This window comes from Rathayibacter sp. AY1E2 (assembly GCF_002932325.1).
GTDB lineage: Bacteria > Actinomycetota > Actinomycetes > Actinomycetales > Microbacteriaceae > Rathayibacter.
This window is the reverse complement of the sequence record NZ_PSVO01000009.1, coordinates 36,648-50,913: the sequence shown is the minus strand read 5'-3', so window position 1 is coordinate 50,913 and position 14,266 is coordinate 36,648. Positions and strand designations below refer to the sequence as shown.

Genomic DNA, 14,266 nt, shown 5'->3' with positions numbered 1-14,266 from the left:
ATTCACAGGAAACGGTGCGGCCCAGTCCCCCCTGCCAGATTTCATCCGCACGAAACACGGACCGGGTCGGCGAGCGGATCAGGCCGTCGCCGGGCTCTCCGCCCACTCGCGGAGCATCGCGAGCGTCTCCTCCGGGCGGTCGCGGTGGGGGCTGTGACCTGCGCCGGCCACGACCGCGTACCGGATGCGCGGATCCGCGCGCAGCACCAGGGCGGCGAGGGAGGGAGGGAGCAGCGTCTCGACCTGCGGGTCGCCGGCCAGCACGAGGACCGGCGGGCGGAGGCCCGGCAGGTCCGCCAGCAGGTCCCACGGGTCGTTGTCGTCGATCGTCGCGGCGACCGCGGCCGGATCGGCGGCCCGCACCGCGGCGAGCTTCTCGGCCCGGTCCCGCTCGTCCCAGAGCGGCTGCGCGACAGCGAGCTCCTCGGCCGAGACCGCGAGACCGGCGAGCTCGCCCGCGCGGACGGCGGCCCGCTGCTCCGGGGCGAGCCGGAGCACCGGGTCCAGCAGCGCCAGGCGCCCCGCCCAGCCGGAGTCGCGGGCGGCGGCGCGCACCGCGACCGCTCCGCCGAGCGAGTGCCCGACGACGAGGTCGAACGGTCCCCGCGCGAGGGCGTCGTCGGCGTAGGCGTCGTGGCGGGAGGAGCCGCCGCGCGGCCCGTCGCCGTGTCCGCGCAGGTCGGGAGCGGAGACGCTCCAGCCCGCCGCGGTCAGCTCGCGGCTCAGCCGCCACCAGGTGCGGCCCGAGCCGCCCAGGCCGTGCAGGAGCAGGACCCTGCCCGCCGTCATCGCCGGAGCCTCAGTCGAAGCGCGGGTCGCGCCCGGTGCGCTCACCGGTCGCGAGCCCGGCGATCGCGGCGAGGTCCTCGTCGTCGAGGGCGAAGCCGAAGACGTCCAGGTTCTCGCGGATCCGCTCCGGCGTCACCGACTTCGGGATCACGACGACGCCGAGCTGCACGTGCCAGCGCAGCACCGCCTGCGCCGGCGAGACGCCGTGCTTCGCGGCGACGCGGGCCAGGGCCGGCTCGTCGAGGAGGCGCCCGCGGGCCAGCGGCGACCACGCCTCGGTGACGATCCCGTGGGCGGTGTCGAAGGTGCGCAGCTCCTCCTGGGGCAGCCGCGGGTGCAGCTCGACCTGGTTGATCGCCGGCACCACTCCCGTCTCGTCGAGCAGGCGCTGCACGTGCTCCTCGGCGAAGTTCGAGACGCCGATCGAGCGGGCCCGCCCCTCGCTCTGCAGGCGCTCGAGGGCGCGGTAGGTGTCGACGTAGCGGTCGCGCGAGGGGATCGGCCAGTGCACGAGGTAGAGGTCGACGTAGTCGGTGCCGAGCAGCTCGAGGCTCCGGTCGAAGGCGGCGAGCGTCTCGTCGAAGCCGTGGTCGTCGTTCCAGACCTTAGTCGTCACGAAGACCTGCTCGCGGGGGAGGCCGCTCGCGCGGATCCCCTCGCCGACTCCGCGCTCGTTGCCGTAGAGGGTGGCGGTGTCGACGTGCCGGTAGCCGGCCTCCAGGGCGACGGCGACCGTGCGGGCCGCCTCCTCGTCGCCGATCTTGTAGACGCCGAGCCCGAGCTGGGGGATCGCGCGGCCGTCGTTGAGGGGGATCAAGGGGACGCTCATGCCTCCCATGCTGGCACGCGCCTCAGACGCTCCAGTCGAGCTCGCCGTGCGGTCCCACGTGCACGTCGTCCTCGATCAGCGCCGCGAGACCGGCCACCCCGAAGAGGAGGCGCCGCTCGGCGCGCTCCGCGTCGCTGCGCTCGTCGATGCCGCGCACGGCGAAGTGCACGTCGTGGCCCGCCTGCAGGCCCTCGACGCCGAGCCGGCCGCGGAGCGCGCGCACGGGGCGCCGGCCGATGCCGAGTCCGCGCCAGAGGGAGCCCGTCTCGAGGACCACCGCCGTCTCGGAGGCGACGACCCCGTGCTGCTCGCGGTGCGCGGTGAGCTGCCACCCGTAGCCGAGGTGGTGCAGGCGGGTCGAGTGCGGGCCGCGCCAGGCGTGGGAGGACTCCTCGCGGCGGAAGTAGACGGGACTCGGGCGGAAGGACCCCTGCCAGAGCGCGGCGGCGAGCTCGGTGCACCACTCCGGAGTCTCCGGATCGGACCAGGGGTCGAGGAGGTCGGTCCGGGCGGCGGCGCGCCGGTGCTCGCGCACCAGCTCCTCCGCGTCCTCCCGCAGTCCCATGCCGCCCCCTCGCCGTCGTGGGCCTTCACCCTAGGGTGCCCGACACGCGCCGGACAACCGGGGTGGCGGCCTAGGAGGGCAGGGTGACCGGCTCGGTGTCGGGGAGCGGGCTTGCGTCGCGCCCGCGGAGATCCGGGTGGTACCGGCGGCCGAGCAGGGGCACCAGGAAGCCGACCAGGGCGAAGGCTGCGGCGACGACGATGGCGGCGGTCGGCCCGGCCTGGTCGATCTGCACGCCGGCGATCGCGGAGCCCAGCGCCGCGCCGATCAGCTGACCGGTGCCGACCCAGCCGTAGGCCTCCGCCGTGTCCGAGAAGCGCACGCTCGAGGCGGTGATCGCGAACAGCGCCGCGAGAGCGGGGGCGATGCCGATGCCGGCGAGGAACAGCGTGACGCACAGCCACCAGAAGTCGGTCGAGACCGCCGCCAGGCCCATGCCGACCGTGACGATCAGCATCCGTCGCGCGGTCGCCCACCGGCTGATCGGGATGTGGCCGAGGGCGAGGCCGCCGACCAGGGAGCCCGCCGCGAAGACGGCGAGCACGACGCCCGACTCGACTCCGCCCTCGCCGAACACCGCGACGACGCCCGCCTCGACCGCCGAGCAGGCGCCGATCAGGAGGAAGCCGACGACCGTGGCCAGCAGCACCGGGGGCTTCGTGAGCACCACGCCGAGGCGGCGCTTCGAGCGCGGGATGCGGACGCGGCCCACCTCGGGCGAGGCGATGAACCAGATCCCGCCGCCGATCAGGAACGCGGCGGCGGTCAGGATGCCCGCGACCGTCGACACCTGGATCGACACGAGCGTCGCCAGCACCGGGCCGAGCACCCAGATGATCTCCTGCGCGGAGGCGTCGAGCGAGAAGAGCGGGGTCAGCTGCGAGCTGGTGACCATCTTGGGGTAGATGGTCCGCACGGCCGGCTGCACCGGCGGCATGCTCAGGCCGGCGACGAACCCGATCACGACGAACTGCCACACCTCGAGCGGGAGCACGGCCATCGCGATGATCGCGCCCGCGCAGACCACGAGGGTGATCGTCAGCACGCGGCGCATCCCGAGCCGCCCCATCAGGCGGCTGGTCAGCGGCCCGGCGATGGCCTGCCCGATCGACATCGAGCCGAGCACCAGGCCGGCGGCGGCGTAGGAGTGGTGCACCCGCTCCACGTGCAGGAGGAACGCCAGCGAGAGCATCCCGAACGGGAAGCGCGCGGTCAGCTGCGCGAGGATGATGCGCCCCACCCCGGGGGTCTTCAGGAGATCGGTGTAGCTGCCCACCGGACGACACTAGCGCTCCGGAGGGGACTGCGGTTCGTCGAGGGAGACCGCTGCCCGAGGGTCCCTCGACGGGTCGCGGTTCCCTCGGCGGAGGAGCGCGTCAGCCGGCCAGCACCTTGCGGATCCGCTGCAGCGACACGCTCTCGGCGGTGCCGAGCGACTGCGCGAAGAAGCTCACCCGCAGCTCCTCGATCATCCAGCGGGCGCGCGCGATCCGCTCCGGGGCGTGCGCGGGCAGCGGCACGACGCCGCCTGCCGAGCGGTAGAGCTCCTGGGCCGCCTGCACCTCGTTCAGCCAGACGCGGTCGCGCCCGACGTTCTCGGCGATCTTTCCGAAGCGCTCGGTGATCCCGCCGAGGTAGCGCGGGAGGTGCCGCAGCCGCTCCACTCCGGTCGCCGAGACGAAGCCCGGGTAGACCATGCCCGAGAGCTGCTCCCGCGCATCCGTGAGAGCGGGCAGGAGAGCCATGCTCGTCGAGGCCTTGAGCGCCTTCTCGACGCCCCGGGCGGTGGTGAGGATCGTCGTGACCGTCTTCACGGTCTCGAACATCGCGTCCATGACGCTCGCCGAGACCCGGTCGCGCACGGCGTCGAACTCGGCGCGGAGGAAGAGCATCCCGTCGGGCTTCATCCGCCAGAGGACCGCGTCGACGCAGGCGAGCAGGCAGTCGGTGAAGAGCGCGGTCGTGTTCTGGTACGGGCTCTGCGCGAGCACGAGCTTCTCGTTCGAGGTGAGGTGCTGCTGCACGTAGGCGACGGGGCTCGGCGTCGCGAGCAGGAGGAGGCGGCGGACGCCTCTCGGGTGCTCGCGCGCCTGGTCCTCGGCCGTGGCGAGCAGGCGGATCGAGACCGAGTCGCCGTCGTCGATCAGGGCGGGGTAGGCGCGGATGGTGTTCCCGCCCTGCCGGCTGTCGGTGACGCGGGGCAGCTCCGGCATGTCCCAGGTCTTCAGGCCCCGGCGCTCGAGCGCGTCGGGGACCCGGGCCTCGACCACGCGGGCGACCTCGTCGCGGACCCGGCCGCGCAGGCGCTCGGCCAGCGGGGCGAGCTCCTTGCCGGCGGCGATCGTGCGACCCCGCTCGTCGGCGACGGCGAAGGTGACCCGCAGGTGCGAGGGGATGCGCTCGAGGTCGAAGTCCTCGGGCTGCACCACCACGCCGGCCTCGCGGCGGATCGCTCCGGCCAGGGTCGCCGCGAACGACTCCGTCGGCGGGTTCGGCACGTCGTGCGGCAGGGACGCGGTGAGCTTGCGCGCCCAGTCGTTCGCGGGCACCACGTTCCGGCGCAGGTGCTTGGGCAGCGCCTTGATCATCGCGGTGACCAGCTCGGCCCGGAGTCCCGGCACCAGCCAGTCGAAGCCGAGGGGCGTCACGCGGGGCAGGAGGGCGAGCGGCACGTGCACCGTCACTCCGTCCTCCTCCGTCCCCGGCTCGAACCGGTACGAGAGGCGGAAGCGCTGGTCGGCCTGGCGCCACTGCGTGGGGAACGCGGTCTCGTCGATCTGCTCCGCGTCCTCGGGGAGGAGCGTCTCCTGCGTCATCGTCAGCAGGTCGGGCTCGTCGTGCTGGGTCGTCCGCCACCAGGAGTCGAACGAGCGCACCGAGGTGATGTCGCGCGGGAGTCGGCGGTCGTAGAAGTCGAACACGGCCTCGTCGTCGACGAGCAGGTCGCGGCGGCGCGTGCGCTCCTCCAGCCGCTCGAGCTCGGCCCGCAGGGCCCGGTTCTTGCGGTCGAAGGCGTGGCGCGACTCCCACTCGCCCTCGACGAGGGCGTGCCGGATGAACAGCTCGCGGGCGTACGAGGCGTCGATCCGCGAGAACTGGACGCGGCGGCGGGCGATGATCGGCACGCCGTAGAGCGTGACCTTCTCGTAGGCGACGGCCGCGCCCTGCGACTTCTCCCAGTGCGGCTCGCTGAACTGCCGCTTCACGAGGTCGCCCGCGATCGCCTCGGCCCAGGCCGGATCGATCGCGGCGTTCGAGCGGGCGAAGAGGCGGCTGGTCTCGACCAGCTCGGCGCTCATCACCGCGTCGGGGAGCTTCTTGGCCAGGGTGCTGCCGGGGAAGATCGAGAACTTCGCGTTGCGGGCGCCGATGTACTGCACGTTCTGGCGCTCGCGGCTCTTCGCCGCGCGCTGCGCCTGCTGCGAGGTGGTGTCCTTGATGCCCAGGTGCGAGAGCAGGCCGGCCAGGAGGCTCCGGTGGATCCCGTCGGGGTCGACCTTCGGCTCGCCCAGCTCGAGCTTGAGGGGGCGCGCGAGCTGGCGCAGCTGGCGGAACACGTCCTGCCACTCGCGCACGCGCAGGTAGTTGAGGTACTCGGCCTTGCACAGGCGCCGGAAGGCGCTCGAGGAGAGCTCCTCCTGCTTCTCCTCCACGTAGTTCCAGAGGTTCAGCAGGGTGAGGAAGTCGCTGGTGGGATCGACGAAGCGCGCGTGCTGCTGGTCGGCCTGCGCGCGGCGCTCGAGAGGGCGCTCGCGGACGTCCTGGATCGTGAGGCCCGCGACGATCGCCATCACCTCGCGGCTGACGCCGTGGCGGCGCGACTCGATCACCATCCGGCCGAAGCGCGGATCGATGGGGAGCCGCGCGAGGTCGCGCCCGATGCGCGTGAGCTGCGGCGCGGCCTCCGCCCCCTTGCGCGGGATGCCGCTCGAGTGTGCGCTCGGAGGCGTGCCGCGCACCGGAGCGGCATCCCGTGGAGCAGCGGAGGCGGCGGAGGGGGAGCCGGGTACGCGGAGGGCGCCGAGCTCCGTGAGCAGGTCGAGGCCGTCCTTGATGCCGCGGGAGTCGGGCGGAGTGAGGAACGGGAACGAGGCGATGTCGCCCAGTCCGAGCGAGATCATCTGCAGGATGACCGCGGCCAGGCCCGTGCGCAGGATCTCGGGATCGGTGTACTCGGGGCGGCGGAGGTGGTCCTCCTCGGAGTAGAGGCGGATCGCGATGCCCGCGCTGGTGCGGCCCGAGCGGCCGGAGCGCTGGTTCGCGGAGGCCTGCGACACCGCCTCGATCGGCAGTCGCTGCACCTTCGAGCGCGCGCTGTAGCGCGAGATGCGGGCCGTGCCGCCGTCGATCACGTAGCGGATCCCGGGGACGGTGAGGCTCGTCTCCGCCACGTTGGTCGCGAGCACGACGCGGCGGCGGACGCCGGGGGTGCGCCCCTTCTCGAAGACGCGGTGCTGATCGGCCGCCGACAGGCGCCCGTAGAGGGGGAGCACCTCGGTGCCCGGCAGATTCCGGCCCCGGATGGCGTCCTCGGCGTCGCGGATCTCGTTCTCGCCCGAGAGGAACACCAGGACGTCGCCCGGATCCTCGCGCGCCAGCTCGGCCAGGGCGTCGGCGATGCCGGTCATCAGGTCGCGGCTGCCGCTCGTCGCGTCGGGGACGTCGGTGTCGTCGTCCTCCTCCGGCTCCTCGGCGACCAGCGGGCGGTAGCGGATCTCGACCGGGTAGGTGCGGCCGGAGACCTCGATGATCGGCGCGGGCTCGCCGGCGGCGTCGGCGAAGTGGGCCGCGAAGCTCTGCGGGTCGATCGTCGCCGAGGTGATGATCACCTTCAGGTCGGGGCGCTGCGGCAGCAGGCGGTGCAGGTAGCCCAGGAGGAAGTCGATGTTGAGGCTGCGCTCGTGCGCCTCGTCGATGATGATCGTGTCGTACCGGCTGAGCATCCGGTCGTGGTTCATCTCGTTGAGCAGGATGCCGTCGGTCATCAGCTTGATCCGCGTCGAGGCGGACGCCTTGTCGGTGAACCGGACCTGGTAGCCGACCAGCCCGCCGACCTCGTCGTCGAGCTCCTCCGCGATGCGCTCGGCGATGGTGCGCGCGGCGATGCGCCGGGGCTGCGTGTGCGCGATGCTCTCGCGGCCGAGCTCCAGGCAGATCTTCGGCAGCTGGGTCGTCTTGCCCGATCCGGTCGCGCCGGCGACGATGACCACCTGGTGGTCGCGGATCGCGGCGGCGATGTCCTCGCGCCGCGCCGACACGGGGAGTTCGGGCGGGTAGTGGATGCTGAGCACGTCTGACATGAGCCCTCCATCCTACGCCGCGTGCGACAATGCCCTGTCTCGTGAAACATCGCGGGCCACCCTGCCCGGTCGGGCGCTCCGGCGCCGGTCGACCGCGGCGCACGATCCCGTGGAGCACCCCGATGAATCCGCAGTCCCTGCTGGTCGTGCTGAACATCGTGCTGCTGCTCTTCGCGATCCGGGGCGTGCTGTCGAACCCGAGGCTCTCGAAGGTCGCGAAGGTCTCCTGGGTGGCGTTCATCGTGATCGCGCCGTTCATCGGCAGCCTCGCCTACCTGGCGGTGGGCCGTCGCGGCGGGAGCGGCGGAGGCGGCACGGTCGTGCGCGGCACGGAGCGGCCGTCGGGCTGGTTCTTCGAGCGCTGAGCGGTCGGGTGGCCCTACGGCGGGGGAGACCCGCGGACGTCGGCGCTCCGCGGACCTCCTGACCCTCCGACCCGCGGCAACCCCCTCACCGCAGGCTCCGCCCGCGTCTAGCGTGGAGCGCATGGCCGATCGTCTGCGCTCCAGTGTCAGCCCCTACCTCCGCTCGCACGCGGACAATCCGGTCGACTGGTTCCCCTGGGGCGAGGAGGCGTTCGCCGAGGCGGTGCGCCGCGACGTCCCGGTGATGGTGTCGATCGGCTACTCCACCTGCCACTGGTGCCACGTGATGGCGCGGGAGTCGTTCTCGGATCCGGTGCTCGCCGCGCGGCTGAACGCGGACTTCGTCGCGGTGAAGGTCGACCGCGAGGAGCACCCGGACGTCGACACGGCCTACCTGACGGCCGCGAGCGCGTTCACCCGACAGCTCGGCTGGCCGCTGACGGCCTTCGCCACCCCCGCCGGCGAGACCTTCTTCGCCGGCACCTACTTCCCGCCGCGCGCCGTCGGCGGCGTGCCCGCCTTCTCGGACGTCCTCGACGCGGTCTCGGAGGCGTGGCGGCTGCGGCGCGACGAGGTGCAGGCGACGGCGGGCGGCCTGGCCGCGGCCCTGCGCGAGGCGACCGCGGCGCTGCCCGCCGACTCCGCGCTGCCCGGCGACGCCGAGCTCGACGGCGCCGTCCGCGCACTCGAGGACGAGGAGGACCGGGTGCACGGCGGTTTCGGCGGCGCCCCGAAGTTCCCGGTGGCCCCCGTGCTCGGGTTCCTGGCCTCGCGGCCCTCGGGAGCGGCGCTCGCCGAGCGCACGCTGCTCGCGCTGGCCGCGTCCCCGCTCCGCGACCGCGACGGGGGCTTCTTCCGCTACGCGACGCAGGCCGACTGGAGCGATCCGCACTACGAGCGGATGCTGTACGACAACGCGCAGCTGCTCGACGTCGCGGCCGTCCTGCTCGGGCACGACGGCGCCCGGGTGGAGGAGCTGACCGGGATCGCGGAGGGCGTCGCCGCGTTCCTCCTGACCACTCTCGAGCGGCCGGGCGGCGGCTTCGCATCGGCGCAGGACTCGGAGAGCATCGTCGACGGCCAGCGCTCGGAGGGCGGCTACTACCTCGCCGAGGACCGGTCCCGCCTCGCGCCTCCCGCTCTCGACGAGAAGGTCGTCACCGGCTGGAACGGCCTGGCGATCCGCGCGCTCGCCCGCGCCGGACGCGTGCTCGGACGGGAGGAGTGGATCGACGCCGCCCGGCGCGCGGCGGACGCGGTGCTGCAGCGGCACCTCGTCGACGGCCGCGTCGCGGTGCGCGCCTCCCTCGACGGTGCCGTCTCGGCGGCCCGCCCGGCGCTGGAGGACCTCGGGATGCTGGCCGGCGGGCTCCTCGAGCTCGCCCTGGCGGAGGGCCGCCCGCGCTACGCGGTCGCGGCGCGCACCCTGATCGACGGCGCGCTCGACGCGGCCGACGGCCCGCTGCCGTTCGCGCTGCCCGGGGGAGGAGACCCGGCGCTGACCGCGCGGGGACTCCTGCTCGCGGCCGATCCCTCCGAGGGCGCCTACCCCTCCGGCCTGTCGGCGACGGCGGACGCGGCGCACGAGCTGTACCTGCTCACCGGATCGCAGCGCTACCGGGAGGCGGCCGAGGCGGTCGTCGCCTCGATCGCTCCGGGCGCGGTCCGCCGGCCGATGGGCTTCGGCGCCGTGCTCGGGCTCGCTTCGCGGCTGGCTCGCCCGGTGCGGCAGCTGGTCGTCGTGGGCCCCGGAGCGGCGGAGGCGGTGCAGGGCGCACGGTCCGCCGGGATCGGCGTGCTGGTCGGCGTGTCCGACGAGGGCGCCCGGGACTGGGCGGACGCGGGCTTCGAGCTGTTCGAGGGGCGGATCTCGCGGGAGGGGCTGCCGACCGCCTACTCCTGCGAGGCCTTCGTCTGCGCCCTGCCGACGACCCGCCTCCCGGAGGAGCTGCTCACGCGGCCGTGACCACCAGCGGCGCCTCGGGGTCGACGGCCCACTCGTTGAGCGAGCCGTCGTAGACGACCGCCGTGTGGACTCCGAGCACCGCCAGGGCGAGCGCATCGGCCGTCGCGGCGATCCCGCCGCCGCAGTAGAGGACGATCCGCTCGGCCTGGAGAGCGTCTCCGAACAGCGACCGCAGCCGCTCCGGCGGCAGGAGCGTGTTGTCGGCCCGGTCGACGAGCCGCCCGGCGGGGACGCTCCGCGAGCCCGGCAGGTGTCCGAGGCGGGGTCGGCGCCCCTCCTCCCCGGTGAACTCCTTCGGCGGGACCGCGCAGACCAGCGCCCCGGGAGCCTCGCCGCGCACGACGCTCTCGACGCCGGCCTTGTCGATCCAGAGCGGCCGCTCCTCGCGCACGCTGATGCCTCCGCTCACCGCGGGCTCGACGTGCCCCGTCTCGATCGGGCGCTCCTCCCGCCGCCAGGCAGGGAGCCCGCCGTCGAGCACCGCGACGGCGTCGTGCCCGGCCGAGCGCAGCAGCCACCACACGCGCGAGGCCCACTGGCCGACCGCGGAGTCGTACACGACGACCACCGAGTCGTCGTCGATGCCGAGCGCGGCGGTCGCGGCGGCGAAGCGCTCCGGGTCGAGCCGGGTGAAGGGCAGGGGAGCCGCCGGATCCGACAGCTGCTCGAGCAGGTCGCCGAACACGGCGCCGGGGACATGCCCCTCGAGGAGGTACTGCTCGTCGCCGCTGAGGTAGCCGGGCCGCCCGTCGAAGCCGGGCACGAGCAGCACGCTGGCGTCGACGACGACGAGGTGCTCGCGGCCGAGCTGGTCGGCGAGCCACTGGGTCGAGACGATCGGCCGGGCGAGGTACGGGACGGAGGAGGTGCTCACCCGCCCCACGCTAGGCGCGACCGCCGACATGTGCGTCCCCGCGCGTCACGCACGGTCACGGACGCCACGGGCGCTCAGCACTCGATGACGTTGACCGCGAGGCCGCCCTCGCTCGTCTCCTTGTACTTCGACGACATGTCGATGCCGGTCTGGCGCATCGTCTCGATGACCGCGTCGAGCGAGACGCGGTGGTCGCCGTCGCCGTGCAGCGCGAGGCGGGCTGCGCTCACCGCGGTGGAGGAGGCGATCGCGTTCCGCTCGATGCACGGGATCTGCACGAGGCCGCCGACCGGGTCGCAGGTCAGTCCGAGGTGGTGCTCCATCGCGATCTCGGCCGCGTTCTCGACCTGGCGCGGACTGCCGCCGAGCACCGCGCAGAGCGCTCCGGCGGCCATCGCGCAGGCCGAGCCGACCTCGCCCTGGCAGCCCGCCTCCGCACCGGAGATCGAGGCGTTCGTCTTGCAGAGCGAGCCGATCGCGGTGGCGGTGAGGAGGAAGCGTCGCAGCCCCGCGCGGTCGGCGCCCGGGACGAAGCGGAGGTAGTAGTGCCCGACGGCGGGGATGATGCCCGCCGCTCCGTTCGTCGGAGCCGTCACGACGCGCCCGCCTGCGGCGTTCTCCTCGTTCACCGCGAGGGCGAAGGCGTGGAGCCACTCCACCGAGGTCGCGCGGGCGCGGTCGAGCGGATCCTCCTCGAAGGCCTCGAGCCGCTCGCGCAGCACCGAGGCGCGGCGGCGGACGCCCAGGCCGCCCGGCAGCACGCCGTCGGACGCCAGGCCGTGCTCGACGCAGGCGGCCATGGCATCCCAGATCGCGTCGAGCCGGGCGTCGATGTCGACCCCGGGGTGCAGAGCGCGCTCGTTCGCGGCGGCGATCTCGGCGATGCCGGAGCGGGTCCGATCGCAGGTCGCCAGCAGGTCGAGCCCGGAGACGAAGGGGTAGGGGTGCGGGGCCAGCGCAGCCAGCTCGGCGCGCTCGCCCGCGCGCCGGATGAAGCCGCCGCCGATCGAGTAGTAGGTCTCCTCCCACACCGGCAGCGGGTCGTCTCCGACCCAGACGCTGAAGGTGAGGGCGTTCGGGTGCTCCGGCAGCCTCGTGCGCGGCTCGAAGACGACGTCGTCGCGCGTCATCGCGAGGCGCTGCTCGCCGGCCAGGAGGATCGTCCCCTCCGCGTCGAGGCGCTGCCAGGCCCCGCGCACCAGCGCCGGGTCGCACGTCTCGGGGTCCAGGCCGGCGAGACCGGCGACCACCGCGTCGGGGGTGCCGTGGCCGATCCCGGTGGAGCCGAGCGAGCCGTAGAGGGTGCAGCCCACCCGGCTCACACGGCCGAGGAGCCCGGCGTCGCGGATCCGCTCGGCGAGGGCGAGGGCGGCGCGCATCGGCCCGACGGTGTGCGAGCTGGACGGGCCGATCCCCACGCTGAACAGGTCGAGGACGGAGACGTAGGCGCTCATCCACCGAGACTACGCCGGGGCCGGCGGAGTGCGCCGCCCGAGCCGCGCCCGCGACGAGGAGCCACGGAGATCCGGCGTCGACGAGGGTCTGCGGCGGGTCAGCGCAGCGTCTTGCGCGCCGAGATCTGGCCGGTGTCGAAGCCGAGCAGGTGCAGGCCGCCGTGGAAGCGGGCGTGCTCGACCTTGATGCAGCGGTCCATCACGACGGTCAGGCCCTTCGACTCGCCGTACTCGGCCGCCTCCTGGTTCCAGATCCCCAGCTGCACCCAGACCGTGGGCGCGCCGACGGCGAGGACGTCGTCGATCACGGCGGGGATGTCGCTCGCCTTGCGGAACACGTCCACGATGTCGGGCACGACCGGGAGCTCGGCGAGGCTGCGGTAGACCGGCTGCCCCAGGATCTCGGTGGCGTTCGGGTTCACGAAGTAGAGCTCGTAGTCGCTCGACTGCTGCAGGTAGGTGGCGACGAAGTAGGAGGAGCGGGCCGGGTTCGGCGAGGCGCCGACGATCGCCACGGTCCTCGCGCGGCGGAGGATGTCGAGTCGCCTGCGGGCGTCGGGGCCCACCCAGGTGCGCTGCGAGCGCAGCATCTTCGCCAGCGGCGAGTTCGCCGGGACCGAGCAGCTCAGCCCGTTGGACAGCTGGACGACCGTGTCGGCGGTGTCGGTGGTGCTCATGCTCAGACCTCCACGGCCGGGGTGTGCAGGGTGGTGGTCGTGTCCTCGGGGAGCTCGGTCGGAGCGTCGGGGGTGCCGTGCTCCACGACCGCGCGGGCGAGCGCCTGGTCGAGATCGTAGATGATGTCGTCCGCGTCCTCGATGCCGACGGAGAGGCGGACGAGTCCGGGGAGGACGCCCGCGTGGAGGAGCTGGTCCTCGGTGAGCTGGGCGTGGGTGGTCGAGGCGGGGTGGATCACCAGCGTCTTCGCGTCGCCGATGTTGGCGAGGTGGCTGGCGAGGTCGACCGATTCGATGAAGGTCTGGCCGACGGCGCGGCCGCCCTTGACCACGAAGCTGAAGACCGAGCCCGGTCCCTTCGGCAGGTACTTCTGCGCGCGGTCGTGGTGCGGGTGCGCGGGCAGCCCGGCCCAGTAGACCGCCTCGATGCGGGGGTCGGCGTCGAGCCATTCGGCGACGCGGCGCGCGTTGTCGACGTGCGCCTGGATCCGGTACGGCAGCGTCTCGACGCCCTGGGCGAGCAGGAACGCGGAGTGCGGAGCGAGGACCGGCCCGATGTCGCGCAGCTGCTCCGCGCGCAGGCGCGTGAGGAAGCCGTACTCCCCGAAGTTGCCGTCCCACGACAGGTCTCCGTAGGAGGCGACCGGGTCGTGCAGCAGCGGGAACTTCTCGGGGGAGTAGTGGAAGCGCCCCGACTCGACGACGACGCCGCCGAGCGTGGTGCCGTGTCCGCCGAGGAACTTGGTGGCCGAGTGGATGACGATGTCGGCGCCCCACTCGATCGGGCGGACGAGGTAGGGCGTGGCGACCGTGGAGTCGATGATCAGCGGGATGCCGGCGGCGTGCGCGACCGCGGCGAGGCCCTCGATGTCGGCGATCTCGCCGGAGGGGTTCGCGATCGTCTCGGCGTAGAGCACCTTGGTCTTCTCGGTGATCGCCGCCGCGTAGTCGGCCGGGTCGCTCGAGCGGACGAAGGTGGTGTCCACTCCGAAGCGGCGGAGCGTGACGTCGAGCTGGGTGATCGATCCGCCGTAGAGGTTGGCGGAGGACACCACGTGGTCGCCCGCGCCGACGAGCGCCGCGAAGGTGATGAACTGCGCCGAGAGCCCGGAGGCCGTGGCGACGGCGCCGAGGCCGCCCTCGAGGCTCGCGACGCGCTCCTCGAAGGAGGCGACCGTGGGGTTCGACAGGCGCGAGTAGACGTTGCCGTACTTCTGCAGCGCGAAGCGGGCCGCGGCGTCGGAGGTGTCGTCGAAGACGAAGGCGCTGGTCTGGTAGATCGGCAGAGCGCGGGCGCCCGTCACCGCGTCGGGGATGTTGCCCGCGTGGATCGCACGCGTCTTGAAGCCGTACTCACGATCTGCCATGCGATCGACGCTAGCGGGAGCCGCCGACACCGCCGCGCCGGAGCGACGCATCGCGTAACAGAGCGGCCGCGCGGAGCAGA

At 73.5% G+C, this 14,266-nt stretch carries 11 protein-coding genes; 2 read left to right on the top strand and 9 right to left on the bottom strand.

What is annotated here, in order from left to right; translation table 11 throughout:
• Positions 1-78 precede the first annotated feature (78 nt).
• The 5 genes from C5C49_RS08765 to hrpA all read right to left on the bottom strand — a co-directional run bounded on the left by C5C49_RS08765 (position 79) and on the right by hrpA (position 7,483).
• Complete coding sequence (locus C5C49_RS08765; protein ID WP_104345964.1) at positions 79-789, bottom strand: alpha/beta fold hydrolase; 711 nt, start codon at positions 787-789, stop codon at positions 79-81.
• A 10-nt stretch (positions 790-799) separates the two neighbouring features.
• Entirely contained in the window at positions 800-1,618 is an 819-nt protein-coding gene (locus tag C5C49_RS08760; protein WP_104345963.1) for an aldo/keto reductase, read from the bottom strand.
• Positions 1,619-1,640: 22 nt separating this feature from the next.
• Positions 1,641-2,183: a hypothetical protein gene (locus C5C49_RS08755; protein ID WP_104226914.1), complete on the bottom strand. Its 543-nt coding sequence runs from the start codon at positions 2,181-2,183 to the stop codon at positions 1,641-1,643.
• A gap of 70 nt (positions 2,184-2,253) precedes the next feature.
• Complete coding sequence (locus C5C49_RS08750) at positions 2,254-3,459, bottom strand: MFS transporter (RefSeq protein WP_104222308.1); 1,206 nt, start codon at positions 3,457-3,459, stop codon at positions 2,254-2,256.
• Between the two features lie 100 nt (positions 3,460-3,559).
• Entirely contained in the window at positions 3,560-7,483 is a 3,924-nt protein-coding gene (hrpA, locus tag C5C49_RS08745) for an ATP-dependent RNA helicase HrpA (RefSeq protein ID WP_104345962.1), read from the bottom strand.
• 122 nt (positions 7,484-7,605) lie between these two features.
• On the opposite strand from hrpA, the gene C5C49_RS08740 reads away from it, so the two are divergent.
• The gene (locus C5C49_RS08740; protein ID WP_160033960.1) at positions 7,606-7,848 is read left to right on the top strand and encodes a PLDc N-terminal domain-containing protein; all 243 of its coding nucleotides are present in this window, start codon (positions 7,606-7,608) and stop codon (positions 7,846-7,848) included.
• A gap of 121 nt (positions 7,849-7,969) precedes the next feature.
• On the top strand, positions 7,970-9,814 hold the full coding sequence (locus C5C49_RS08735; protein ID WP_104345961.1) for a thioredoxin domain-containing protein: 1,845 nt from the start codon (positions 7,970-7,972) through the stop codon (positions 9,812-9,814).
• Here C5C49_RS08735 and C5C49_RS08730 read toward each other — a convergent pair.
• The 4 genes from C5C49_RS08730 to C5C49_RS08715 form a co-directional block, all read right to left on the bottom strand.
• On the bottom strand, positions 9,801-10,688 hold the full coding sequence (locus tag C5C49_RS08730; RefSeq protein WP_181135743.1) for a sulfurtransferase: 888 nt from the start codon (positions 10,686-10,688) through the stop codon (positions 9,801-9,803). The genes C5C49_RS08735 and C5C49_RS08730 overlap by 14 nt on opposite strands.
• 74 nt (positions 10,689-10,762) lie before the next feature.
• Positions 10,763-12,142 (bottom strand): L-serine ammonia-lyase, encoded by a 1,380-nt coding sequence (locus C5C49_RS08725; RefSeq protein WP_104345959.1) that lies wholly within the window; start codon positions 12,140-12,142, stop codon positions 10,763-10,765.
• Between the two features lie 98 nt (positions 12,143-12,240).
• Entirely contained in the window at positions 12,241-12,819 is a 579-nt protein-coding gene (locus C5C49_RS08720) for a CoA-binding protein (RefSeq protein ID WP_104233696.1), read from the bottom strand.
• A gap of 2 nt (positions 12,820-12,821) precedes the next feature.
• Positions 12,822-14,186, bottom strand: coding sequence for an O-acetylhomoserine aminocarboxypropyltransferase/cysteine synthase family protein (locus tag C5C49_RS08715; RefSeq protein WP_104345958.1), 1,365 nt, complete (start codon positions 14,184-14,186; stop codon positions 12,822-12,824).
• Between the last annotated feature and the right edge of the window lie 80 nt (positions 14,187-14,266).